Below are 25,185 nucleotides of genomic sequence, written 5' to 3'. Positions count from 1 at the left end.
TGCCTGCCTTTAACTCCCCTCTTTCGCCGGCACGGCCAGCAAGGGCTTGCGCCGGCTCAGCAGTTTGCGGATGCGTCCGCGCAGGCTGTCCATATAGGTGTAAACCACCGGCACCACCAGCAAGGTCAGTAGCGTGGACGTCGTCAAACCGCCGATGATGGCATGCGCCATCGGCCGGTTGCTCTCCGCGCCCTCGCCGGTCCCCAGGGCCAGCGGCAGCATGCCGAAAATCATCGCCAGGCTGGTCATCATGATGGGGCGCAGACGCACGCGCCCCGCCTCCATGATGGCCGCCTCGCGCGACATGCCATCCGCCCGCGCCCGGTTGATGAAGTCCACCAGCAAAATGCCGTTCTTCGCCACCAGGCCCATCAGCATGATGATGCCGATGATGGAGAACATATTGATGGTGGACCCCCACAGGAACAGCGCCACGAACACGCCGCCAAAGGCCAGCGGCAGCGCCATCATGATGGTCACCGGCATGGTGAAGCTGCGGAATTGCGCCGCCAGGATCAGATAGATGAAGATCACGCCCAGGCCCAGCGCGCGCAGCGCGCTGCCTACGGTTTCTTCCATGTCCTTCTGCTGGCCGCGGTGCATGCGCTGCACGCCCGGCGGCAGTTGAATGCCATCCAACACCTTGTCCACGTCCGACATGGCGGAGCCGACGTCACGCCCCTCCACGTTGGCGCTGATGCCGATCTCGCGCATCATATTGGTGCGCTTGATCTGGCGCGGGCTGACCCCCTGCTTGGTTTCAATCAGCGTCGACAAGGGCACCATCTGCGCCGCGCCGTTGACGTCATGATTGCCGGCCACCTTGAGCTGATCCAGCAGCTCCTGGCTGCGCTCCTCCTTGGGCACGCGCAGACGCACATCGTAGTTCTCGCCGTCCGGCGCCTCCCAGGTGGTGACCACGTTGCCGGCCAGCAACATGGACAAGAGATTCCCCACTCGATTGAGATCCACGCCCAGGCTCAAGGCGGCGTCGCGCTTCAGACTCAGGCTCAGCGAGGGGTCGCCCTCGGTCAGATTCGACTCGATGTCCTTGACGCCCTTGACCTTGCCTATCTTGGCCATGACCTCGCGCGACACATCCTCCAGCTCCGCCAGATTGGCGCCGCGCAGGCCGATGAAAATGGGCTTGCCCTGCTGGTCGCTATTGGCCACGGACTTGATCCGCACGCCCGCCACCGGCATCACGCGGCGGCGCGCATCCTCTATCACGTCGTGCAGCTTGCGCTGGCGGGTGGATTTATCGCCGATGTCCAGCGTCAGCGAACCATCGTTTTTGCCCGCGCCAAAATTGCCCGCGCCGACATTCAGGGAAATGGATTTGATCTCCTTGATGCCGCTTAAGACATTGGCCAGCTCCTGGCCTTTCTGCGTCGTATATTCCAGCGACGAGCCGGGCGCGGTCTGATAGGACACGTCTATCTTGCCGTTGTCGGTCTCGGGAATGAATTCGCCGCCTATGCTGGTGGCCAGCAAGAAACAGGCCGCGGTGAAACCCAAGGCCAGGGCGAGCGTGGTCTTGCGGTAGCGCAGCACCCAGCCTATCGCGGCGGCGTAACGGTCGGCCAGCCGGTCCAGCGACGTTTCAAACCAGTCCAGCATGCGGCCCAAGGGGCCGCGATGGTGATCGCCATGATGGTGCGGGTCGTGCCAGATCGACGACAGCATCGGGTCCAGAGTGAAGCTGACGAACATCGAGATCAGCACCGCCACCGCCACGGTCAGGCCGAACTGGTGGAAAAAGCGGCCGATGATGCCATCCATGAAGCCCATGGGCAGGAATACCGCCACCACGGTCAGCGTGGTGGCCAGCACCGCCAGGCCAATCTCATTGGTGCCATCCAGCGCCGCCTGGTAGTGGCTCTTGCCCAAGGCGGCATGGCGCACGATGTTCTCGCGCACCACGATGGCGTCGTCTATCAACAGGCCGATGGACAAGGACAAGGCCAGCAGCGTCAGCACATTCAGCGAGAAACCCAGCACCTGGATGGCAAACAAGGTGCCCACCAGCGCGACCGGCAAGGTCAGGCCGGTAATCACCGTGCTGCGCCAGCTGCCCAGGAACAGGAAGACGATCAAAATCGTCAGGCCCGCGCCCTCCAGCAGCATGGACTCCACGCCATGCACGGCCTTCTTCACATCTTCCGAGCTATCGCTGGTGAAGCGCAGCTTCAAACCAGGCGGCATTTCGCCCTTCATACTGGCCAGCAGCTTCTTCACCCCCGCCGCCACCTCTACCTCGTTGGAGCCGCGCGCCGCCTTGATATCTATGCCCAGACCCGGCTTGCCGTCCACCAGCGACACGCTGTCCTGTTCCGCCACCGTGTCGGCCACGGTGGCGATATCGTCCAGCCGTATCGGCGTGCCGTTGCGGTAGCCCACCGCCAGCGCGGCAAAGTCGTCGGCGGACTTCAACTTGCCGGAAACGCGGATGGCCCACTCCTTGTGCGCGGTGGAGACATTGCCGGCCGGGAAGTCCTGATTGGCGGCCTTGACCGCATCGGCCACATCGGTCAACGCCAGGCCGGAAGCCTCCAGCCGAACCGGGTCGATATCGACGCGGATCTCGCGTCTCACCGCGCCGATCAGGCTGACATCGCCTACCCCGCCCACCATCTGCAGGCGTTTTTTCAGCACATTGTCCGCCCAGCTGCTCAGCTCGCGCGGGCTGATCAGATCGGAGGACAAGGAGAGCGACATCATGGGGTTATCGTTGGGGTCCACCTGAGACACGGTAGGGGTGCCGATTTCGCGCCGGAATGACCCCTGCACCGAAGCCACCTTGTCGCGCACGCTCTGCAAGGCGGAGGCCGGATCGACGGACAGTTCAAACTCCACCACCACGAAGGAGCTGCCTTCGGAGGAGTAAGAACGCATCTCCTTGATGCCGTTGACGGAGTTCAACGCTTCCTCCAGCGGCTTGCTCACCTCGCTCTCCACCACCTCCGGCGAAGCGCCGTTATACGGCGTATAAATCACCGCGATGGGCAGGCGGATGTCAGGCATCTCCTCCACCGGCAGTTTCTGCCAGGAGAACAGGCCCAACACCATCAACGTCATCATCAATACGGCGGCGAAATAGGGATTGCGCACGCTTACGCGGGTCAGCCACATGGCACGCTCCTCAGGTCCGGGCCGCCGGCAGGCTGACGGCGTCGCCCACCTTGCTGCCCATCAATTCGCCCACCACCACGGCGGCGCCCGGCGCCAGGCCGTCTACCGCCACCAGTCGGTCCGCGTCGGCGCGCAGCGCCACGCTGACCGGCTTGCGCGCCAGGCGGCCCTTTTCCGCCACCATCACCCAGGGCTTGCCATCTATGTCTCGCACCGCGGCAAACGGCACCACCACCTTGTCCTTGACCTCGCGCAGCACCACGCCGCCCTTGGCGAACTGGCCCACTTTCAGGCGTCCGTCGCGGTTCTGCACGCGGACGAACAGCGTGAAGCTGCGCGTGCCGGGAATGGCCACCGGGTTGATGCGCACCACTTCGCCGCGCAGCGCCTGCCCATCGCCATCCACGCCGAAGCGCGCGGCCATGCCCACCTTGACCTGCCCCACCAGCCGCGACGGCACGGTGGCGGCGATTTCCAGCACGGACAAATCGGCAACCGAGAACAGCTTCATATTGCGGCTGGCCACTTCGCCCGGATTGATCTTGCGCTCGTACACCACGCCATCTATCGGCGCGCGGACTTCGGCATCGGCCAGGGAGCGCTTGGCCCGCGCCAGCTGCGCGGCCTGGGCGCGCAGCTCGCCTTCCCTCACCCGATAATCGCTTTCCAGCTCGTCATAGGCGATGCGGGAAATAAAGCCCTTGTCCAGCAGCTCGCGCTGCTTGTCCAGCTTGACCTTGGCCAGCTTGAGCCGGGCCAGGGAGTTATCCATCTGGGCGTTCTGCTCCGCCACCGATTGCGCCAGCGCCTCGGTATCGAGCACCGCCAACAGCTGGCCGCGACGCACCGCCTCGCCCTCGCGAACATGCACCTCGCGCACATTAGCATCCACTTCGGACGACACCACGCTATTGCTCAGGGCATTGAGCGAGCCGGTAAACGGCACCGTCGCCGCCAGCGGACGCACTTCGGCGCGCGCGAGGTCGGCGCTGCTAAGGCGCCGCGCAACCGGCGCAGAGGCACTTTTGGCCGAAGCGCCCTCGGCATGGCCGTCGCCGCAGGCGGCAAGCGGCAGGACAATCAAGGCTGCAAGACAGAGACGTGTGTTCATATGCGCATCACCGGCACAAACCCGCCATTATTAACGAGTTTTCTGGCATTTATTATTAAAATCGGGAGAGTAGCATGGCCCGGACAAAACAGGCGGCCCTTAGGGCCGCCTGCTCTCGCTCGATGATGCCATAGGCATCAAAAAATGGGAATGTTACTGCACGAATTGTTCCGAACCCACGATGCCCAGCTTGGTCAGACCCAAACGCTGCGACTCCGCCAACACCATCGCCACCGGCGCGTACGTCGCGTCCTTGTTCGGCTTGATGTGCAGCTCCGGTTGCGGATCCGACTTACCCGCCGCCGACAGCTTCGCCTCCAGCGCCTCCCGGTTCGCCAGCCGCTCGCCGTTCCACAGCACCGCGCTGTCCGGCGTGATGTCGATCTGCACCACCACCGGCTTCGTCTGCGCCTTCGACGGGTTGTTCTGCGGCATGTCCAGCTTCACCGCGTGCGTCTGGATCGGGATCGTGATGATCAGCATGATCAGCATCACCAACATCACGTCGATCAACGGCGTGGTGTTGATTTCCATCATCAGGTCGTCTTCTCCCGACGACCCCACGTTCATCGCCATACTTCCTCCTCCTACTCCGCGCCCACCGGACTCGGCGGCTCGGTGATAAACGCGATCTTCACGATCCCCGCCTGCTGCACCGCCAGCACGATGCGGCCGATCGGCGCGTATTTCGCCGACGCGTCGCCGCGGATGTGCACTTCCGGCTGCGGATCCTTCTTCGCTTCCTTCACCAGACGCGCCAGCAATTCCTGCTGATCCTTCACCGGACTCATGTTCCAGTAGATGCGGCTATCCGGCCCCACCCCCAGCACGATGTTTTCCGGCTTGGTCTGCGTCGGAATGTTGCGCTCCTTCGGCAGCGTCATCTTCACCGTCTGCGTCACCACCGGCACCGTGATCAGAAAGATGATCAGCAGCACCAGCATCACGTCCACCAGGGGTGTGGTGTTGATCGCCGACAGCACCTGGTCTTCTTCACCCTTGCCGTGGCCAAATCGTTTGTAACGCGCCATGGCCGTTTACCGGGTCGGGTTGTTCAGCAGGCTGGCGTGCAGACGGCCCGATACCACGCGTACATTGTCCAGCACCAGCTTGTTGCGACGCACCAGCCAGTTGTAACCCAGCACCGCCGGCACCGCCACGGCCAGGCCGATCGCGGTCATGATCAGCGCTTCGCCCACCGGACCCGCTACCTTGTCGATGGAGGCTTGGCCCGAGGTGCCGATCTTCACCAGCGCGTGGTAGATGCCCCATACCGTGCCGAACAGACCCACGAACGGCGCGGTGGAACCCACGGTGGCGATCACCGACAGACCGTTCTGCATGTGGTGGCTGGCGGAGTCCACCGCGTCTTCGATGGCCATCGCCACCCAGGTGTTCAGGTCTACGCGGTTGGCCAGCTCGCCCTTGTGTTCGCGCGCGGCTTCGATGCCGGCAACCGCCACGGCGCTGTACATCCCTTCGTCGGCCAGTTCGCTGGCGACCTTTTGCAGTTCCACGCCATGGTGGCCCAGCAGTTCATGCCCCTGCTTGATCAGGCGGCGTTGTTCCAGCAGCTTGACGATGCCCACATACCAGGTGGAGGCGGACATGATCAGCAGAATGATCAGCGTACCCTTGGCCACGAAGTCGCCTTGCGACCACAGCGCGTCGATGCCATACGGATTGGAAGTGGAGACGGTTTCTGCCGCCAGTGCCGGCAGTGCGCTCAGCAGGCCGGCTGCGCCCAGGACTTTGCCCAGCAATGCGCGAGTGATCTTGGTCATGGTATTTACTCCTTTGTGTCTTGAGATGCCCTGGTCTTAGGAGCCAGAGTCCATTTTGAAGCCGAATTCCTGTTTCAACTGGGAATTGGCCTGGCAGGTGTAACCCTGCAATGCGGTCACGATGGCGGCCTTGAACGCGCTGCGGTAGCGCGGCGGTATGTCGCCACTGAAGTTGAAGCTGGCGTCGCCGCCAAACTTGCCGCTGGCGCCCACGCTGAACACCACGTTCACCACGCCTTGGATTTCGTCTTCCAGGGCCTTGGCCGGGTATTCCGGGTTTTCCAGGTGGCTGCAGTTGGCCTTGGCCGAGACCGGGCCCTTCGGCGCTTCCACCACCGGCGCCGGCGTCGGGGCCGGTTGCGGCTTCGGATCGGAGGTCACCGATTGGATGGCGTTTTGCGATTGCACCACCGGCGGCGGATTCACCACCGGCGGCACGTAAGCCTGCGGCTTCGGCGGCGCGGCCTGCGGCACCACTTTCTCGATCTTCGGTGGTGGCGGCGGCGGTGGCGGCGGCGGCGGTTCGCTGATCACCGACACTTCCACTTTCTGCTGGATCACCTTGACCACGCCTTGGGCCAGACCGGTCACCAGCGCGTAGATCAGCACGGCGTGGAATATGATCACCCCGGCCAGACCGGCGCCGCGGCGGCTGCGCAGACCTGACTGTTGCCTAACTGCGGGATATGCCATGTTGTCTTTCACTTCCTTAAAACGACTGATTCCAAATACAAAACGCAAAATACCACCCCGGACCCAGCCGGGGTGGCAGCTTCCATTTGCTGAATTACATCTTGTAATTGAACTTCAGGAAGTAGGCGCGGCCGACTGTGTCGGAGAAGCGCGGGTCATAGCCTTGCGGCGTGACCGTATGCTGGTTGCTATACGGAGGCTGCTGATCAAACAGGTTCTTCACGCCTGCAGTCAACGTCAAAGACTTATGCCAGGTATAAGAGCTAGACAGATTCCACGTGGAGTACGGCTTAACCATGTGCACACCGTCGTAGTCGGTGTAACCGGACTTGTAGTTCTGAGCCAGGATCGCGCTCCAGCTGCCCTTGGACCAATTCACGGACAGATTGTGCTGCCAGCGGAACGTCGGGTTCAGGCCATCATACTGACCCAGGTCGGTGAAATACTGGCCGCCCTTTTCATGCTGGTAAACATGCTTGCTCATATAGGTGCCATCCAGCGTGGCGTTGAAGTCACCTATAGAAGTGCGCGGGAAGGTATAGGACAGGGAGAGATCCACGCCTGCCGCGCTGGTATTGCCCAGGTTTTGCGTGGTGGCGATGACATAAGACAGGTCATTGCTGGCGTCGCGCACGAACAGGTTGGCGTACTTGCTCGGATTGCCAAAAATCGTATCCTCGTCAAGACTGTTAATCGTATTCGAGATCATGGTCCACCACATGTCTACGCTGGCCGTCAGGTTCTTATTCGGTTCCAGCACCATGCCGAAGGACAAGGAAGACGATTTTTCCGGCTTCAGGTCTTTGCTGCCGCCAGTCAGCATATAGCGCTGCGACTTCGCATCGCATGCCGACGGACCCGCACCAGGCTGAGGCACGCCGTTTACGCAGTAAAGAGGATCCACATGACCGGTTTGAGTCAGCTGCTGCTCTTGCGGATGGTTGATGTCATACAGGGACGGTGCGCGGAAACCGGTGCTGGCGGAGCTGCGCAGCAACAATTGCGGAATCGGCTGATACTTCAGCGACACCTTGGGGTTAACAGAGCTGCCGGCATCACTGTAGTTGTCGTAGCGCACAGCCAAGTTGGCATCCAGGTGCTTGATCACCGGGATGTCCATTTCGCCATACAGAGCCTTGACGCTGCGCGAGCCGTGACCGTCGGTGGTCTTATCCAGACCCGTACTCAGCGCATCCACTGCTATGGTGTGATTATAAGTATGCTCGATCGTCTCATGGCGAGCCTCCACGCCCAAGGCTACCGCCAGCATGCCCGCGGGCAGTTGGAAGATTTCCTTGCTAGCCTTGAAGTCGGCGATGTCTTGCTTGGACTTCGCCTGTTCAATACGACCACCCAATGCAAAAGGCGCCCAAGCAGCGGAATCCGGCGTGTCCGGATCAAAACCGCTGTTCAATCCAGCTTGCAGCCCGCTCTTGCTCAGATAACCCGCCACCAGATCGTGAGTCACATGGCTTTCCGAATGGCCCAGACCGGCACGATAGTCCCAACCGAGCAAGAGGCCTTCCAGATTCAACTGCAGACGTTGCGTGGTGGCATCGCTCTGATCCACGCGGTCCCCGGCAGGCACCGAACGTCCATAGACTTTGAACGGACCATCCGCCGGATTCTGTCCCGGCGCGGTGGGCGAGGTGACATCGCCCGCGAACGGCAAGGGCGCAGACCAAGCGGTATTCGTGGTCTTCGTGATTACGTATTGAGCGGAAAACTCATGATCGCCAAAGCGAGCCGTGCCTTTCAGCATCCCGGTATGCTGCTCTACTTCAGGCTGGATCGCAGGGAAGAGCGAGAAATATTCCAGACACTGGCTTCCATAAGGAACAGAATACGGCGGATTGCACAACGGCGCACCACTTGCGTCATGCGGACCACTATTCACCTTACCATGCTTGGTTTGGTAGTTCGTGGGATAGGTGTTGCTGCTCTGATTGGTATCATCCGTGATCGTGTGAGCATAATCACGCTGCGAAGCCATGATCTGGGAGGTCTTATGGTATTCGTAGGCGCCGAATACATTGAAATTATCCTTGCCCAAGTTGCCATAGCCGGCAGAAATGGAAGCGCTCCGCTCAATCCCGCCCTTGCGATCCGGCACCAGATAGTCGCCGCCGATCGTCACGCCTTGGGCGGATTTTTTCGTAATGAAGTTGATCACGCCTCCAATGGCGTCAGTACCATAGATAGCGGAGGCGCCGTCACGCACGACTTCCACGCGTTCGATGGCTGACAGCGGGATAGCATTCAAGTCGACGGCAGTGCCATCCATCGGCTGATTCACGATGCGACGGCCATCCAGCAGCACCAGGGTGTACTGCTGCCCCAAACCGCGCAGGCTGGCGTAGGAGGCGCCGCCTGTCGATGCACCAATAGACCCGCTAGCGCCGTTGATGGATTGGTTGGACGACAGGCTGTTGACGACCTGCTCCACCGTGGTCAGACCTTGCTTGGCAAGATCTTCCGTCTTGACGACGGTCATCGGAATGGCGGATTCCTGCTTGATGGAACGCTTAATGTTGGAACCGGTGATTTCCACGCGGTCCAGCGTGCCGGAGCTATCCGAGTCAGCGTGCGCAAAAGGCATGTAGCCGACGCTGCCGATCAGGGACAGCGCCACCACCAGTGTCTTTCTCTTGTAGTTCATGATTTCTCCAAATCCCTTTTGTAGATATGTCGACCGCTCGCCTCGTGGGCGGCTGGCTCTTTGTATTCGTCATACCGCGAAGGTGATTCGAGTGTGAAAGTTTGTAATGACCACCGTCAACAGCCATTTACTTTTCAGATACATTCAATGAAGAAAGCGACTAAATTCTTTCCAATAGAACACGGATCGTCATACTAAAAAATAAAATTTTCCCTTTAAATTCATAGTCAAACCTTATGTCATGTCACAATTGGTCACATTTAAACAAATAGACAAGCGCGCACACCCTCTGCAAATGTTTAAACTTTGTTGCATTTCCGCACCGCACATCGGGCAACTGTTGCGAATTTCACAAAATCTCCACATTCAACATCTCGATAACCATCAACATTTCGCATACATGGCATGAGCCGTGGTATTGCATCGTTTTTATGAAAAATCGAGCAAAAACTCCTTTTTAAAGTCACATTTTGCAAATGTCTTTTCTGTTTTTTATTATTTGTTTCTATTTTGTAAATTAACCTCGATTTTATGTCTTTTGATTAAATGCAATTGGCATTTAATTCTTCTCTGCGCTATGGATATTTGGTCAGCATGATTTGCTGGCATGGCCCCGAAGCACTGGGACCCTCACTGGGTAAACGGACAGAACACAATTCGCAATACAAACCGTGCCCATATCAGGAAAAGGCATACCGCCCGCCTGAATCCACTCACTGCAAAGAGGAGAAACTTGCATGTTTGCAAAACAGCACGCTGTCGCACTGATCGTTGCCGGCCTGTTCGCTGCCGGCGCCCAAGCCGGTGAAGCCTGGGTCAACACCGCCACCCAAGCCCACCCGGTAGCTTCCGCGCTGAGCGCGGCAAGCGCTTCGGTCGCCTCCACCCAAAGCAGCGGCGAAGTGGCCGCCGGCCAATCCGTGCATATCGCTGTGACGCTGAAAGTCCGCAACAAGGCCCAGCTGGATGCGCTGACCAACAGCCTGCTGGCCGGCACCAGCCACAAGACGCTGAGCCACGCCGAGTTCATGGCTGAATTCGCCCCGACCCAAGCCCAAGCGCAAAAAGTCGTGGCTCACTTGCAAAAGAACGGCTTCCGCAATATCAAGGTTGCCGCCAACCGCATGCTCATCACGGCTGACGGCAGCGCCGCCACCGCCAAGACCGCTTTCAACGTGACCATGCACCGCTTCAACAACAATGGCCGCGCCGCCTTCGCCAACGTGACCGCCGCCCAAGTGCCGCAATCGCTGGGCAATATCGTGCTGGCCGTGCATGGCCTGCAAAACGTCAGCACCTTCCACACCATGATGCAGAAGGCGGGCATGAAAACCATGGGCTCGGTCAGGACCGCCAGCGTCATCGGCCACAATCCGACCGACTTCCCGCTGATCTACAATGCCAGCAGCCTGCCGCCGGCCAGCAACACCACCGTGGGCATCATCGCCGAAGGCGACATCAGCCAAACCCTGTACGACCTGCAGGACTTCACCTACGGCGCCGGCTATCCTGACGTCAGCACCAACACCATCTACGCCGGCGACCAAGGTACCGACACCGACGGCGTGGGCGAATGGAACCTGGACAGCCAGGACATCCTGGCGGCAGCCGGCGGCCAAGTTCAGCAGATGAACTTCTACGTCGCCACCTCGATGACCAATGCCGACATCACTGCCGCCTTCAACGCCGCAGTCAGCGACAACACCGCCAAGGTGATCAACGTTTCGCTGGGCGAATGCGAAACCTCGGCCCAAAGCGACGGCATGACCGCTTCCGACGACCAAATCTTCCAGACCGCCATCGCCCAAGGTCAGACCTTCTCCGTCTCCACCGGCGACTCCGGCTCTTACGAATGCGGCGGCCGCACCGCTCGCCAAAGCTATCCGGCGGTTTCCCCGTACGTGATCGCGGTTGGCGGCACCACGGTGAACACCAGCGGTACCACCAACTATTCGTCGGAAACCGTGTGGAATGGCACCGGCGGCGGCGTCAGCTATACCGAGAAGGTGCCGTCCTGGCAGAGCGCCGCCGGCGTGCTGACCACCTCCAAGACCAAGCGCGGCGTGCCGGACATCTCCTTCGATGCCGACCCGAACAGCGGCGCCCTGGTTCTGGTCAATGGCCAAACCCAACAGATCGGCGGCACCAGCCTGGCGGCCCCGCTGTTCACCGGCTTCTGGGCCCGCATCCAGTCCGCCCACGGCAACAGCCTGGTATCGCCGAACCCGGCCATCTACCAATACTTCAAGGCCAACCCGTCCTTGCGTCACGATGTGACCAGCGGCAGCAACGGCGCCTACAAGGCCACTTCCGGTTGGGACTACACCACCGGTTGGGGCAGCCTGAACGTCGCCAATCTGAACAGCTTCATCAACAGCCACAGCGGCTTCTGATACAAGCGCTCAGTCTGAAAACCCCGGCTTATTGCCGGGGTTTTTCTTTGCTCCGTAAGCCTAATGCTTGATGCGCATGCTTGCCGCGGCGACAGCGGCGCATAGAATAGACGCCATTCCCGCACCGTTACGGAACGCGCATGAAGCCTCACCTCGCCATCAGCCTGCTGCATCAATGCCGCCACGCCGCCCTGGCCACGCTGTCTCAGCCATACCCCGGCTATCCTTACGCCACTGCCATCCAGTTTTGCTGCGATGAGCGCCATCGCCCCATATTCGTAGCCAGCGCCTTGGCTGAGCACAGCAAGAACCTGCTGGCCGATCCGCGCGTCAGCCTGTCCTTGCTGGCGCCGGGCGACGATGCCGCGCAGTCGGCCGCGCGGATGACGATATTGGGAGACGCGGAGCGATTCGAACCCTCCGTCGGCGTGCGCCAGCGTCTGTTGCGCTACACTCCGGAAGCCGAGGACTGGCTGGCGCTGGACTTCACATTCTTCCGCCTGAATCCCAAACGGCTGCGCCTGATAGCGGGATTGGGCAGAATGGGCTGGATAGACGAAAGCGCCTGGGATGCGCTGCCGATGCTGGACACCGAAACCGAGCAGTCCTTGCTCGCCGCCGCGCAGGCTGCGCTGCCGGCTACCCTGCAATTGCTGGGCTGCGACTGCTTTGGCGCGGACGTGCTGGATCACGGACGCTACCATCGCGTGGATTGGGACGCTGAGCGGCAAGACCCGGCCAGCATTCGGGAAAGACTGAAGACGCTGGGCCAAGCGCCAATCTAAACAAAAACCCCGCCAAACAGGCGGGGTTTTTTCTGCGCGATCGAGCGGCAAGGCAGCTTACATCGACTCCAGCACCTTGATGCCCAAGAGGTCCAGACCGGTGCGCAGCGTCTTCGCGGTCAGCGCGGCCAGTTGCAGGCGGCTGGCTCTAACCTCGCCCTCGCTCTTCAGGATTGGGCAGGCTTCGTAGAAGCGCGAGAACAGCGTGGCGATGTGGTACAGGTACTGCGACAGATAATGCGGGTAGCAGCCTTCCACCACCGCGTTCAACGTGTCTTCGAACTGCGCCAGCGCGGCGGCCAGCTGCTTTTCGGCCGGCTCGGTGATCACGATCTTGGCGTTGGCGTCGTAGTCCTCGGCCTTGCGGAACACGCTCTGCACGCGGGTGTAGGCGTATTGCAGGTACGGCGCCGTATTGCCCTCGAAAGCCAGCATCGTGTCCCAGTTGAAGATGTAGTCGCTCATCCGGTTCTTGGACAGGTCGGCGTATTTCACCGCGCCAATGCCCACCGCGTTGGCGATTTCATGCTTCTGCGCTTCCGGCAGGTCCGGGTTCTTCTCGGACACCAGCGCGTAAGCGCGCTCTTCGGCCTCGTGCAGCAACTCGATCAGCTTGACCGTGCCGCCGGAACGGGTCTTGAACGGCTTGCCGTCGTCGCCCATCATCACGCCGAAGCCGACATGCTCCAGCGACATGCCTTCCGGCGCGAAGCCAGCCTTGCGGCAGATGGTGAACATCTGGGCAAAGTGCTGGCTCTGGCGCGCGTCCACCACGTAGATCACGCGATCCAGCTTCAGTTCGCGGTGGCGATAGCGCACCGCGCCGATGTCGGTGGTGGTGTAGATGAAGCCGCCGTCCTTCTTCTGGACGATCACGCCCATCGGCTTGTCTTCCTGGGTGCGGAACTCCTCCAGGAACACCACTTGCGCGCCGTCATCCTCGGTCAACAGCCCGCTTTCGCGCAGCTCCTTGACGATCACCGGCAGGTCGTCGTTATACGACGATTCGCCGCGCACGTGCTCGCGCTTGAGGCCGACGTTCAGCTTCTCGTACACGTCCTCGCAGTGCTTCAGCGACACGTCGACGAAGCGGCGCCACAGCTTCAGCACCTCCTCGTCGCCGCCTTGCAGCTTGACCACATAGTCGCGCGCGGTGTTGGCGAAGTCCTCGCTCTCGTCGAAGCGGATCTTGGCGTTGCGGTAGAAGGTTTCCAGGTCGGACAGCTGCAGGTCGGCGTCGCCGGCGTGGCTGGTTTCCACCAGATAAGCCACCAGCATGCCGAACTGGGTGCCCCAGTCGCCCACGTGGTTGGCGCGCACCACGTCGTGGCCCACGTATTCCATCACGCGCGCCAGCGCGTCGCCGATGATGGACGAGCGCAGGTGGCCGACGTGCATTTCCTTGGCCAGGTTGGGCGAGGAATACTCCACCATCACGCGCAGCGGCTTCACCGGCGCGATGCCCAGCTTGTCGTCTTTCAGGGCGGCTTCGCTTCGTCGGGCCAGATATTCAGGGGCTAGATGAATATTGATGAAACCCGGTCCGGCGATTTCCACCTTGTCGGCGATGCCGGCAAGATCCAGCGCGGCGACGACCTTTTCGGCCAGCGCGCGCGGGTTGGTCTTCAGCGCCTTGGCGGCGCCCATGACGCCGTTGGCCTGGTAGTCGCCGAACTCCGGCTTGGAAGCCGGCTGGACCACGGCCGGCGCGTCAGGCGCGCCGGCCGCCGCCAGCGCCGCCTGTACCCGTTCGTTGATCAGTTGATGAATTGTCATTGGATAGCCCCACGAATTGCCGCGAAAACGAAAACGCGTCTTCGCTTCTGAAAATTAACTTGTATTTGATTGTATGCGCCTGCGTCATCACGGGCAATGCTTGATCCATGCGGGAAGCGCACAAAATGGCATTCGCTTGACCCAAGGCATCCAGGCGGCATCCTCTCCGTCGCCAACCGAACAAGCAAAAAGGCGGCGATACGCATCGCCGCCTTGAGCCGGATTCTGGATTATCCCAAGGATCACGCGCCGGCGAAAGCCAGCCTCATTTCTTTCTCTCGCTTGCGATGCAGGGCGCTCATATACGCGTTCGCCGCCACCACGCCCACCGAAACCACGACCACGACCAAGGTGGCCAGCGCGTTCATTTCCGGATTCAAACCCAAGCGCACGCGCGAGAAAATCACCAGCGGCAAAGTGGTGGAACCGGGGCCGGACAGGAAGGCGGTCAGCACCAGATCATCCAGCGACAGCGTGAACGACAGCAGCCAACCCGACACCAGCGCCTGCGAAATCAAGGGCAAGGTGATGACGAAGAACACTTTCAGCGGCCGCGCGCCCAAGTCCATCGCCGCCTCCTCCAGAGACAGGTTCAACTCCCGGACGCGGGACTGCACAACCACGGCGACATAGGACACGCACAGCATCACATGGCCTATCCAGATCGTGAACACGCCCCGCCCCGCCGGCCAGCCGAAGCTCTGCTCCATCGCCACGAACAGCAGCAACAGCGAGATGCCCTGGATCACTTCCGGAATCACCAGCGGCGCGTTGATCATGCCGGTGAACAGCGGAAACAGGCGAAAGCGGCCGAATCGTCCCAGCACGAAGCCGGCCCAAGTGCCGATCACCACCGAGGCCGTGGCCGTCATCAAGGCGATTTTCAAGCTCAGCCAGGCGGCGCCGATCAACTCGTCGTCGCTGAGCAAGGCGACATACCATTTGGTGGAGAAACCGGACCAAACCGTGACCAGCTTGGACTCGTTGAAAGAGTAAATCACCAGCAACACGATGGGCAGATAGAGAAAGGCATAGCCCAACCCCAGCACCAGAAAAGACAAAGGCTTGCTTGGCTTGATCATCGCGCGCTCTCCATGCTCTTGACCTGGTAATGCTGGAACAGCGCCATCGGCACCAGCAACAGCAGCACCATGCAGCAAGTCACCGTGGCGGCCATCGGCCAGTCCATATTATTGAAGAACTCGTCCCACATCACGCGGCCTATCATCAGCGTGTCCGCGCCGCCCAAAAGCTCAGGAATCACGTACTCGCCCACCGCCGGTATGAACACCAGCAGGCTGCCGGCAATGATGCCGTTCTTGGACAGCGGCAGCGTCACCTGCCAGAACGCCCGCCAGGGCTTGGCGCCCAAATCATAGGCCGCCTCCAGCAAGGTCAGGTCCATCTTCACCAAATGAGCGTAGAGCGGCATGATCATGAAGGGCAGATAGGAAAACACCATGCCGATGTAAACGGCCCAATTGGTGTGATACAGGTGCAGCGGGCTGTCTATCACGCCCAGCCACAGCAGGAACTGGTTGAGAAAGCCATCATTCTTCAGGATGCCTATCCAGGCATAAACCCGGATCAGATAGGACGTCCAGAACGGCAGCATCACCATCATCATCAGCGTATTGCGCGTCGCCCCCTCCGCCCGCGCGATGTAATAGGCCATCGGGTAGCCGATCAACAGGCAGAGCACGGTGGAGACGAAGGCCATCTTGACCGAGCTGATATAGGTGGCGAAATACAGGTCGTCCTGCAGCATGAATTTATAGTGGCCGATGTCCAAGGCGATGGAGAAAACATCGTTCTCCAGCTTGGTCAGCGGCGTATACGGCGGAATGCCCAATTGCTGCTGCGAGAAGCTGATGCCGACAACCAGCAGGAAGGGCAGCAGGAAGAATATGAACAAGAACAGGAAAGGCACGGCGATCGCCGCGGTCCTGCCTGATGGCGTCCAGCGTTTCAGATCCGGTAGTTTCATCGCATCACCACGACGCGCTAGGCGTCCGAACATGACATCCCGTCGACCCGCGGGCGGCGCCGACCTCTTTCAGGACAAGCGCGGCGCCTTGCGCGCCGCGCTCTGGCCGGGCGGCAGCGCCCGGCCTGCGTCAATTAATGCCCCGTCTTCAACTGCGTCCACAGCCGGTTTTGAATCCGCTGGATTTCCGGCGACAGCGGCTTGAGCAGGAATAGGGTTTTCATCACCGACGCCGGCGGGTAGATCGTCGGATCATTGGCGATTTCCGGCCTGACGTATTTGCGCGCCGCCGCGTTGACCGTCGGATAGAACACGGTGTTGGTGATCTCCGCGTTCACCTGCGGCGTCTCGATATAGTTGATCCATTTGTGGGCGTTCTGGGCATGCGGCGCGTCCTTGGGAATCACCATCACGTCGAACCAGACCGGCGCGCCGCCCTTGGGCAGCACATACGAAATCTGGTAGCTGCGCTTCGCCTCCATCGCACGGTGCTTGGCGATATGGATGTCGCCCGAGAATCCGTAGGCGAAACAGATGTCGCCATTAGCCAGGTCATTGATATAGCCGGAGGAATTGAACTGGGTGATATACGGCCTAACCTTCTTCAGCATCTCGAAGGCCGCCTGATAATCGGCGGGATTCTTGCTGTTCGGGTCTTTCCCCATGTAATGCAGGGCGGCGGCGAAGACATCGTTGGCCTGATCCAGCACCGACACGCCGCAGCCCTTGAGCTTGGACAGGTACTCCGGCTTGAACAGGATGTCCCAGCTGTCCAGCGGCGCCTTGTCGCCCAGCGCGGCCTTGACCTTGTTCAGATTGTAGCCGTAGCCATCGGTGCCATAGGCCCAGGGCACGCCATGGGCGTTGCCGGGATCGGCGTCGGCGATCTTGGCCATCAGCGTCTTGTCCAGATTGGCCAGATTGGGAATCTTGGACTTATCCAGCTTCATGTACACGCCGGCCTCAATCTGCTTGGCCATGTAGTTGGAGGTCGGCACCACGATGTCGTAGCCGGATCGCCCCGTCAGCATCTTGGCCTGCAGGGTGTCGTCGCTATCGTACACGTCGTACCTCACCTTGACGCCCGCTTGCTTTTCAAAGCCGGGAATCGTGGTCTTGGCGATATAGTCGGACCAGTTGTAAACGTTCAGCATCTTGTCGTCTGCCAGCGCGCCCGCGGCGGGCAGCAGCATCAGCAAGGAGGCTAGGGCTTGGTGAACCAGTTTCTTCTTCATGACAGGCTTCCTAAGTAGCACGACCACAAATACCCCCAAATTAGAATGGGGGATCCCGAGGAACTGCATTCTTCTGCGCGTGTTTGTCCTAATCTGGCGTAGCGAGGGCTGCGTCAATGCCAAAATACACCCAGGACAGACGCGCGCAATATGCTCAAGCGTTACAGCATGCAACCCCGGATTGCATCCGGAATGAAAGACTCGACGGAACGGTTCAGAAAGAGACGGGCGGGCTATGCCGAAAGCGGGGAGGAGAATGAAGGGCGAATGCCAGCAAGCTGGCGCGACAAGGCGCGGGACAGTCAGGCCAATGGCAGGCGATTTGCATCATGATTTCCTCTCTCAATCTCCAAATACGACTCAGGCGTTTAATAAAATGGACGCCATATTTTTTATGTAATTACTTTTTAATCAGATTTACCGATTGCCGCAATAGAAAAGCCAGCGGAATGGCAAAAAATTCAACACCAGGTGTTGCATCTCGTCACTTCTGTTTATGATCATCAACGCATCTGGGGCTGGCCGCTTGCCTCTCTAGGTACACGCGCGGCCCAAGTCAGGACATTATCATTGACAGTCTCGCACTGGAACCCAATCCTCCTTGCCTCACACCTTGCGCCGCAATGCGCGACATCCATGCAACACCGCACACCATGAAGCAAAAAGGCTGCCAGCGGCAGCCTTTTTCACAAAAGAAACAGAAAATCACAGCAAGCGGGTAATCAGCGCCTTGGCGTCATAACCGGCCAGGCCGGGAATCCGCACCTGCATGCCGTTGCCTGGCGCCACCTGCACGGCCTCGCCATTGCGCGTCATCTGGGCCAGCTCGATCACGCGATTGCCCGAAGGATGAATCACTTCCAACTTGTCGCCGACAGCGAAACGATTCTTCACCTCGATCAAGGCCCAGCCTTCGCCATCCACCTCGATCACATCGCCTACGTACTGGCTTTGCTTGGCCTTGGAATGGCCGGTCAGGTAGTTCTGGTAATCCTGGCTCTGGTGGCGCTCCAGGAAGCCCGGCGTGTAGCCGCGGTTGGCCAGGCCATCCAGGTCGGACAGCAGGCTGAGGTCGAATGGACGGCCGGCTACGGCGTCGTCGATGGCCTTGCGGTAGACCTGGGCCGCGCGCGCCACGTAGTACAGGCTCTTGGTGCGGCCTTCTATCTTCAGCGAATCCACGCCTATCTTGGCCAGCTTCTCCACCTGCTCCACGGCGCGCAGGTCCTTGGAGTTCATGATATAGGTGCCGTGCTCATCCTCGATGATGGGCATCAGCTCGCCCGGGCGGCTGCCCTCTTCGATCAGATAGGTTTTGTCGGCCAGCGGATGGCGCTGTTGGCTACCGCAGGACGAGAAGTTCTGATTCGCCTCCTCCAGCGCCTTGTTGAAGTCGAACTGGATCACCTGCACGTCGCCGGCATCGTCGCCCTGGGTATCGTGCACTTTGTAGTCCCAGCGACAGGCATTGGTGCAGGTGCCCTGATTCGGATCGCGGTGGTTGAAGTAGCCCGACAGTAGGCAGCGGCCGGAATAGGCGATGCACAATGCACCATGAACGAACACTTCCAGCTCGATGTCGGGGCATTCCTGGCGGATTTCCGCAATCTCGTCCAGGGACAGCTCGCGCGACAGGATGATGCGCGACACGCCCAGCTTCTGCCAGAACTTGACGCCCATGTAGTTGACGGTATTGGCCTGCACCGACAGGTGGATGGGCACTTCCGGCCACTTCTCGCGCACCATCATGATCAGGCCCGGATCGGCCATGATCAGCGCGTCCGGCTTCATCGCGATCACCGGCTCCATATCGGCCATATAGGTCTTGATCTTGCTGTTGTGCGGCAGGATGTTGCTGGCGACGAAAAACAACTTGCCGCGGGCATGGGCCTCGTCTATGCCCTGCTTCAGCTCTTCCAGCTTAAAGTCGTTGTTGCGGGCGCGCAGGCTGTAGCGCGGCTGGCCGGCGTACACGGCGTCGGCGCCGAAATCATAGGCAGCGCGCATCTTGTCCAGCGTGCCGGCCGGCAATAGCAGTTCGGGGGCTTTGATCATTGCTTGGGGAAGTCTCGATGGTTCAGTTGAGCAGGCAGGCAACCGGCAGCGGCTGCCGGTCCGGCTTGACGAAAGCCTTGCGCGCGGAGTCGGTCTGCAGCTTCTCCGATGAATAGTATTGCGCCAAGACGCTGGGGGCATCCCGCAGCAGGTCATGGCAACGATCCAGAAAAGCCGGCCAGTCCTGCACCAGTTCCGGCTGGGAGTCGACGCGACTATAGGCGATGGCCAGCAGGGCCATCGTCAGCGTATGGTTGTACTTGGTCGCCGCGCCATTGGCCATGGCGTAACGGGACAAGGCGTGCGCGCAGCGCGCAGCGGCCTCCGCGGCTGGATATTCCCGCCGGTATCCCCAAGCCGCGTACAAGTGGGCTTGATGGTTGAAATCCGATGCTGGCAGCGCATTGGTTTCCAGCTGACGCAGGAATACCTGGTGCTCCATGATGCAGACACTCCGCAGTGCAAAAAACGACAGGCTCCACACCATAGCGGAGCCTGTTTCGATCATATTCGGCCGCGATTATGCGCGGCGCGACAGTCAGCGTCAAGCCCATCCCACGCCTCAGCCGCACTTTAAATCGCTGTTTTTAAAAGCCGTTTTATTTTCGTGGTTTTTGCAGCAGGGCTAACAGGGACAGCAGCTGCCCGCCCATGGCCAATAGCAGCAGCACGGGGCAAAACAGCCTCAACAGCACACTTTCAACCTGGCCGCCGCGCCATAGCACGGACATGGCCATGAACAGCAGGGTGGAGGCGATGAGGACGGTCAGGCTCAGCTTGCGGTTGCCGCGCAGGCGGGTAATCAAGTTCTTCATTCAGCAATCCAGGATGATGGAGTCAGGCATCGACGGACGACTCGCCCAAACGGGCCAGCGCCACTAGTTCATCGGCGAAGAATCCGGCCGCTTCGCGCGCCGCCAGATTATATTCACCGGGGTGCAATTGCATCGCGTATTCGTCGAGTAGACGCCGGAAAGTGGACTGAGGTTCCAGTCCCCGCTGGCGGCAGAGCTCACAGAACCAATGATTGCCGATTCGCACATGGCCGATCTCATCGCGCAAAATGATGTCCAACACGGCGACGCTGGCCTCGTCGCCGATGGCCGCCAGCCGCTTCTGAATCCCCGGCGTCACATCCAGCCCCCTCGCCTCCAGCACCCTGGGCACCAGCGCCATGCGCGTCAGCGGGTCGTGGTCGGTCTTGCGCGTCATGGCCCATAGGCCGTCATGCGCCGGGAAATCGCCATAGACGAAATCCAACTCAGCCAGCCGCCCCTTCAGCAGACGGAAATGACCGGCTTCTTCCGCCGCCACCCGCAGCCAGTCGTCGACAAAGGCATCGGGCATGTCGCGGAAGCGCCAGGCGGCATCCAAGGCCAGATTGACGGCATTGAATTCAATATGAGCAATGGCATGCAACAGCGCGCCATGTCCCTGAGGCGTGGACAGGCCCCGGCGCGGCACCTTGGCCGGGTGCACCAAGGGCGGCCGCTCGGGGCGGCCGGCCTCATGCAGCGCGTAAGGACCGGGCGCCGCCAGCCTGGGCAGACGGCCGGCGCGCCAGTCGAGAAATAGACGCTCGGCCAGCTGGAGCTTGACCTCGACCTCGCGGCACAACAAGGCCTGCTCAAGCAAGGGATATAGCGATGAGGAGCATGAATTCATGCCGCGGATTTTAAGCGGCAACAAGACCCAGGCCAAGCCCGCATCACGCCACCGTCTCGGTTTGCGCCGCCAGCCAGCGATCAAAGCGTTCCAATTGCTCGTCAAGCCTGGCCATGGCCTGGCGCGCGGCATCGACATCCTGCTCCTTGCCAGCCTTCTCCACCGCTTCGGCGGCCACGCCCATATCATTGGCGCCCACCATGCGGCTGGCGCCCTTTATCCGGTGGGCGGCGAAACCGATTTTCTCCGCCTCCCCCACCCGCAAAGCCTCGCGCAACATGGCCACATCTTCCACATTGCCCGTCTGGAACTCGCGCAAGATCTCCAGCTCCACGCTTAACTCGCCATTGCTGTAGACCTCCAGCACGCTGCGATCAATCGGGATTTCCTCGTCGCCCACCTGCACCACGTCGTCCACGCCGGAAGGGCCATCCAGCTGCGCGGGGGCGGACACCCCGGCATTCGCCGCGGACATCCATTTGCGCAACGTGGCTTCCAGGGCATGGATGGACAAGGGCTTGGTCAGGAAGTCGTCCATGCCGGCATCGCGCGTCTTGTCCACCTCCTCTTTGGCGGCATTCGCGGTGCAGGCGATGATGGGTATGCGCTCCCGCTCCGGATGCGATGCCTCATGCGCGCGCACCAGCCTGGCCAATTGGTAGCCGTCTATGCCCGGCATGTGGCAATCGGTCAGGATCAAGGAGTAACGGCCGGATAGCCATTTGCTGAAGGCCCGATCGCCATCCTCGGCCCAATCGGCGGGAAAGCCCAGCTTCTCCAGTTGTTTCAAGGTCAGCTTGCGATTGGTCGGATTGTCTTCGGCAAACAGAATGGGGTATTTGCTTTCCTGGCCGCCTGGCTCCGCCCCGCTACTGGAGGGGCAAGCCTGCTCAAGCGGCACCCGTTGCTCGGGCAACACGATGGGCTCCACTTGCTCCGCCAGCCACTCCAACTCCAGCAACAGCCTGGCGCAGCTTCCCTTGCCAGGTTCGCTCTCCATTTCCACATGGCCGCCCATCAGGCCCGCCAGCCGCCTGCAGATGGCCAACCCAAGCCCGGTGCCGCCAAAGCGGCGCGTAGTTTCGGAATCTGCCTGGGTAAATGGCTGGAACAGCTTGCTCAGCTGCTCCTGCGACATGCCAATGCCGGTATCCTCTACTTCGAAGGCCAGCACCTGATAATTGGCCACCGTGTCCATCACCCTGACCCGGATGTTTACCTGACCGCTGGAGGTGAACTTGATGGCATTGCTGATGAAGTTCTGCAGGATCTGCCGCACGCGCAACGGATCCATGACCAGGGTGGGCGCCAGCCTTTCGTCCAGCGTCAAGTTCAGCGCCAGGCCTTTCTTGTTGGCGTTTTCCTGGTAGAGGCTGCGCACGCTGTCCATGAACGGCCGGACGGCGGTGCGCGCCGGGACGATCTCCATCCTGTCGGCTTCGATTTTGGAGAAGTCCAGAATGTCGTCTATGAGCCTCAGCAGGGTATTGGCCGAATCCTGAATGGTTAAAACCGTGTCGCGCTGCTCAGCGTCCAGCCGCGTCATGGCCAGCAGCTCCAGCATGCCCAGCACGCCGTTCATCGGCGTGCGGATTTCGTGGCTCATCGTGGCAAGAAAAGCGCTCTTGGCCCGGTTGGCGGCATTGGCCTGGTCCCGCGCCATCCTGAGTTCGAACTCGGCCATCTTGCGTTCCGTGATGTCCAGGCACGCCAGGATGATCACGGACTCGGTCGCATCGGGAAACAGGAGCTGCCCTTCGAACAGCACCCAGATCGGCCTGCCGGTTCCTGTCAAGCACTCCAGTTCGCAATGGATGCGGGCACTGTCATGCTGCATTTTCGACATCTGCTCCGCCAGCTCATACCAACCATGTTCAGATGCTAGCAACTCCATCAGATGCATTCCGGACAGGCCATATTCATCGCCAACGTCGAAAATGCCTTCCGCCGTCAGATTGGCGCGCGTGATCTGGAAATGCTCGTTCAGCCGCAGCAGACCGACCGGCGAGGCCGAGTACACGGCCTCCTCCTCCTGCAGCACGGCGCGCAACTGCGCTTCCGACAGCTTGCGGCGATCTTCCTCTGCGTAATAGCCAAGAATGTTGGCGTAGGCGCCCAACAAGGGAAGGATGCTGATGCCCAGCTGCGACAAGGTCGGCCGGAGCAGGCAGACCGCCGCCGCCGCCTCGCCGGCCAGCATCACCGGCAAGGACACCCAGGATGGCTGAGCGGACAAGCTGCGAAACAAGGCCGGCAGCGGCGCCTCAGCCTGAGACAACTGCTGGATGGAGGGCAGGAATTCTGGCCATCTCCCCGCTTGCAGCTGCAAGGCATCCTCGCCGGCTTTCTGTTCCGACCAGGCCACCAGCACGCATTGTTCCGACAGGGTGAACTCCACGAAGGTATCGTGCAGGCGCTCGAAAACCGCCTCCCGCGGCGAACGCGACAGCAGCATGGTTTCGATCTCAGAAATCACGGACAGCAGCGCCACGCTGCGCTCCAGCGAGGCCTCGGCCAGACGGCGCTTATGCTCATCTCTCACAATCAGGATATGCATGGGGCGGCGGCCATCCTCCTGAAAGCGATTGATGGTCAACATGGCGTGGAAATGCTCGCCCCCGCTGCCCATGCCGTCCACCGGCATGGATCTGCCCTCCTGGATTTCCAGCGCGGCAAGCACGGCATGCAGCTCCTCGTTCATCACGAACAATTGCCTGGCCGGCATGCCGATCAACATACTCATGGGGTAGCCGAACATCCTGGCCGCGCCCTCGTTTGCCATTTCGATGGCGCCGCTGGCATTGACCGCCAGCATCGCATCACCCGACACATCGAGCATGCGTTGCAGAAAATCCAGCGGCTTGAAGACCTTGCGCACCATGACGTAAAGCAGGAAGGCCAGCAGGATGATTTCGGCCAGGCCTAGCGCGCTCTCGCGCATCCATTCCCGCTGCGCATCGTCTTGGCTCTCCTTCGCGGCCAAGGCGGCATGATCTGACACACTCTGCGACACGAGGGTGAAGACGGCAGTCAATTGGTCCAGATTGGCCTCAAAATCCGTGGCCTGTGAAAACTTCAGCTTGCCATCCATCTGTTCCAGCTGCAGTTGAACCAACAACTGCAGCTTGTCCGCCATCATGACCAGCCTGGAGAATTGCTCAGACAACTGAGCGTCGTGCACGCTGTCGACTCTGGGCCGCAGCTTGGACAAAGTCAGCATCCCCGCCGCCAGCCGCCGCGCCAGGTCCTCCTCCACGCGTCGATCCAGGCGATGCCCCACCCTCTCCCGCAGCGGCAACGCCTGGGCGTTGGACAGCAACCAGAATTCAGACAGGCCCAGGTCCTGCCGCAGCCAGAGCAGGTTGTTGAACCGGGTATCCTTGCTGCCCGCCATCGAAACCACGGCGTAATCGAGGATGTGCTGAGCCTGTTCCTGCACTTCGCGGGTCATCTCATACAAACGCGTCGTCAATGCCTGATTCGGCCCTGAGCGACTGCGCCAGACATCTCCCGCCTCGCCACGCAATTGTTGGAACTGCTTCAGCGACTGCTGCAACCGAATCAGCTTCTCTTCTAGGCGCGCATCTTGCCTGCGATGCAAGGATGCGGCCAGCGTGAAATAGGCTTCATCCACCTGCCTGCCCAGCCGGTCCAGCTTGCTGATCCGCTCGGCGTCCGGCTGCGCGCCCAACAGGAACAATCGCATCTGGCCGCTTTCGCGCTGCTGGACCTGAACCAAGCGGTACAAGGCGTCCGTGTCTCGACTCCATTCGGCCAGATCATTCGCCTGCCGATATTGCTCCCATGTCGCCAGCTGCAGGCGCAGCATGATGCCCACGCCCAAGGCGCCCAATAGCAACACCATGACCAGCACCGTGCGACCGATAGCCACAGCCTGGCTATGTCCGAC

At 60.6% G+C, this 25,185-nt stretch carries 18 protein-coding genes; 2 read left to right on the top strand and 16 right to left on the bottom strand.

The features are described 5' to 3' along the window. Positions 1-9: 9 nt before the first annotated feature. The 7 genes from FYK34_RS05030 to FYK34_RS05000 form a co-directional block, all read right to left on the bottom strand. Positions 10-3,132, bottom strand: a complete 3,123-nt coding sequence (locus tag FYK34_RS05030; protein WP_149295347.1) for an efflux RND transporter permease subunit — start codon at positions 3,130-3,132, stop codon at positions 10-12. Between the two features lie 10 nt (positions 3,133-3,142). Continuing rightward, complete coding sequence (locus tag FYK34_RS05025; RefSeq protein ID WP_149295346.1) at positions 3,143-4,243, bottom strand: efflux RND transporter periplasmic adaptor subunit; 1,101 nt, start codon at positions 4,241-4,243, stop codon at positions 3,143-3,145. A 153-nt stretch (positions 4,244-4,396) separates the two neighbouring features. After that, entirely contained in the window at positions 4,397-4,813 is a 417-nt protein-coding gene (locus tag FYK34_RS05020) for an ExbD/TolR family protein (protein ID WP_231137376.1), read from the bottom strand. Between the two features lie 17 nt (positions 4,814-4,830). Next, entirely contained in the window at positions 4,831-5,274 is a 444-nt protein-coding gene (locus tag FYK34_RS05015; protein ID WP_149295344.1) for an ExbD/TolR family protein, read from the bottom strand. Positions 5,275-5,280: 6 nt separating this feature from the next. After that, positions 5,281-6,027: a MotA/TolQ/ExbB proton channel family protein gene (locus FYK34_RS05010; RefSeq protein WP_149295343.1), complete on the bottom strand. Its 747-nt coding sequence runs from the start codon at positions 6,025-6,027 to the stop codon at positions 5,281-5,283. Positions 6,028-6,063: 36 nt separating this feature from the next. Beyond that, entirely contained in the window at positions 6,064-6,720 is a 657-nt protein-coding gene (locus FYK34_RS05005) for a hypothetical protein (RefSeq protein WP_149295342.1), read from the bottom strand. Positions 6,721-6,814: 94 nt separating this feature from the next. Further along, positions 6,815-9,379 (bottom strand): TonB-dependent receptor, encoded by a 2,565-nt coding sequence (locus FYK34_RS05000; protein WP_149295341.1) that lies wholly within the window; start codon positions 9,377-9,379, stop codon positions 6,815-6,817. Positions 9,380-10,116: 737 nt separating this feature from the next. Here FYK34_RS05000 and FYK34_RS04995 point away from each other — a divergent pair. Both FYK34_RS04995 and FYK34_RS04990 read left to right on the top strand, forming a co-directional pair. After that, entirely contained in the window at positions 10,117-11,772 is a 1,656-nt protein-coding gene (locus tag FYK34_RS04995) for a S53 family peptidase (RefSeq protein ID WP_149295340.1), read from the top strand. Between the two features lie 140 nt (positions 11,773-11,912). Next, a complete protein-coding gene (locus FYK34_RS04990) occupies positions 11,913-12,557 on the top strand; it encodes a HugZ family pyridoxamine 5'-phosphate oxidase (RefSeq protein ID WP_149295339.1) in 645 nt (214 codons plus the stop codon). Positions 12,558-12,614: 57 nt separating this feature from the next. Here FYK34_RS04990 and argS read toward each other — a convergent pair whose 3' ends face one another. The 9 genes from argS to FYK34_RS04945 form a co-directional block, all read right to left on the bottom strand. Continuing rightward, complete coding sequence (gene argS / locus FYK34_RS04985; protein ID WP_149295338.1) at positions 12,615-14,333, bottom strand: arginine--tRNA ligase; 1,719 nt, start codon at positions 14,331-14,333, stop codon at positions 12,615-12,617. 242 nt (positions 14,334-14,575) lie between these two features. After that, positions 14,576-15,415 carry an ABC transporter permease subunit gene (locus tag FYK34_RS04980; RefSeq protein WP_149295337.1) on the bottom strand — a complete coding sequence of 280 codons (840 nt, stop codon included), beginning with the start codon at positions 15,413-15,415 and terminating at the stop codon, positions 14,576-14,578. Continuing rightward, positions 15,412-16,320, bottom strand: coding sequence for an ABC transporter permease subunit (locus FYK34_RS04975; RefSeq protein WP_149295336.1), 909 nt, complete (start codon positions 16,318-16,320; stop codon positions 15,412-15,414). Before FYK34_RS04975 ends, FYK34_RS04980 begins: the two co-directional genes overlap by 4 nt. A 134-nt stretch (positions 16,321-16,454) precedes the next feature. Then, the gene (locus FYK34_RS04970) at positions 16,455-17,555 is read right to left on the bottom strand and encodes a polyamine ABC transporter substrate-binding protein (protein ID WP_149295335.1); all 1,101 of its coding nucleotides are present in this window, start codon (positions 17,553-17,555) and stop codon (positions 16,455-16,457) included. Positions 17,556-18,260: 705 nt separating this feature from the next. Continuing rightward, complete coding sequence (trhP, locus tag FYK34_RS04965) at positions 18,261-19,607, bottom strand: prephenate-dependent tRNA uridine(34) hydroxylase TrhP (protein ID WP_149299772.1); 1,347 nt, start codon at positions 19,605-19,607, stop codon at positions 18,261-18,263. A 25-nt stretch (positions 19,608-19,632) separates the two neighbouring features. Beyond that, positions 19,633-20,052, bottom strand: coding sequence for a hypothetical protein (locus tag FYK34_RS04960; RefSeq protein ID WP_149295334.1), 420 nt, complete (start codon positions 20,050-20,052; stop codon positions 19,633-19,635). Between the two features lie 157 nt (positions 20,053-20,209). Further along, entirely contained in the window at positions 20,210-20,425 is a 216-nt protein-coding gene (locus FYK34_RS04955; RefSeq protein WP_149295333.1) for a hypothetical protein, read from the bottom strand. Positions 20,426-20,447: 22 nt separating this feature from the next. After that, positions 20,448-21,275: a ferritin-like domain-containing protein gene (locus FYK34_RS04950; RefSeq protein WP_149295332.1), complete on the bottom strand. Its 828-nt coding sequence runs from the start codon at positions 21,273-21,275 to the stop codon at positions 20,448-20,450. Between the two features lie 43 nt (positions 21,276-21,318). Continuing rightward, complete coding sequence (locus FYK34_RS04945; RefSeq protein WP_149295331.1) at positions 21,319-25,167, bottom strand: PAS domain-containing hybrid sensor histidine kinase/response regulator; 3,849 nt, start codon at positions 25,165-25,167, stop codon at positions 21,319-21,321. Positions 25,168-25,185: the final 18 nt, after the last annotated feature.

Source organism: Chromobacterium paludis, from assembly GCF_008275125.1.
In the GTDB taxonomy this organism is placed as follows: Bacteria; Pseudomonadota; Gammaproteobacteria; order Burkholderiales; family Chromobacteriaceae; genus Chromobacterium; species Chromobacterium paludis.
Note: the sequence above shows the minus strand (reverse complement) of the source record. Positions and strands in the feature narration are given on the sequence as shown.

Coding starts and splice junctions, on each gene's coding strand:
- FYK34_RS05030 (WP_149295347.1), bottom strand. CDS start 3,132: ATGTGGCTGACCCGCGTAAGCGTGCGCAATCCCTATTTCGCCGCCGTA.
- FYK34_RS05025 (WP_149295346.1), bottom strand. CDS start 4,243: ATGAACACACGTCTCTGTCTTGCAGCCTTGATTGTCCTGCCGCTTGCC.
- FYK34_RS05020 (WP_231137376.1), bottom strand. CDS start 4,813: ATGAACGTGGGGTCGTCGGGAGAAGACGACCTGATGATGGAAATCAAC.
- FYK34_RS05015 (WP_149295344.1), bottom strand. CDS start 5,274: ATGGCGCGTTACAAACGATTTGGCCACGGCAAGGGTGAAGAAGACCAG.
- FYK34_RS05010 (WP_149295343.1), bottom strand. CDS start 6,027: ATGACCAAGATCACTCGCGCATTGCTGGGCAAAGTCCTGGGCGCAGCC.
- FYK34_RS05005 (WP_149295342.1), bottom strand. CDS start 6,720: ATGGCATATCCCGCAGTTAGGCAACAGTCAGGTCTGCGCAGCCGCCGC.
- FYK34_RS05000 (WP_149295341.1), bottom strand. CDS start 9,379: ATGAACTACAAGAGAAAGACACTGGTGGTGGCGCTGTCCCTGATCGGC.
- FYK34_RS04995 (WP_149295340.1), top strand. CDS start 10,117: ATGTTTGCAAAACAGCACGCTGTCGCACTGATCGTTGCCGGCCTGTTC.
- FYK34_RS04990 (WP_149295339.1), top strand. CDS start 11,913: ATGAAGCCTCACCTCGCCATCAGCCTGCTGCATCAATGCCGCCACGCC.
- argS (WP_149295338.1), bottom strand. CDS start 14,333: ATGACAATTCATCAACTGATCAACGAACGGGTACAGGCGGCGCTGGCG.
- FYK34_RS04980 (WP_149295337.1), bottom strand. CDS start 15,415: ATGATCAAGCCAAGCAAGCCTTTGTCTTTTCTGGTGCTGGGGTTGGGC.
- FYK34_RS04975 (WP_149295336.1), bottom strand. CDS start 16,320: ATGAAACTACCGGATCTGAAACGCTGGACGCCATCAGGCAGGACCGCG.
- FYK34_RS04970 (WP_149295335.1), bottom strand. CDS start 17,555: ATGAAGAAGAAACTGGTTCACCAAGCCCTAGCCTCCTTGCTGATGCTG.
- FYK34_RS04960 (WP_149295334.1), bottom strand. CDS start 20,052: ATGGAGCACCAGGTATTCCTGCGTCAGCTGGAAACCAATGCGCTGCCA.
- FYK34_RS04955 (WP_149295333.1), bottom strand. CDS start 20,425: ATGAAGAACTTGATTACCCGCCTGCGCGGCAACCGCAAGCTGAGCCTG.
- FYK34_RS04950 (WP_149295332.1), bottom strand. CDS start 21,275: ATGAATTCATGCTCCTCATCGCTATATCCCTTGCTTGAGCAGGCCTTG.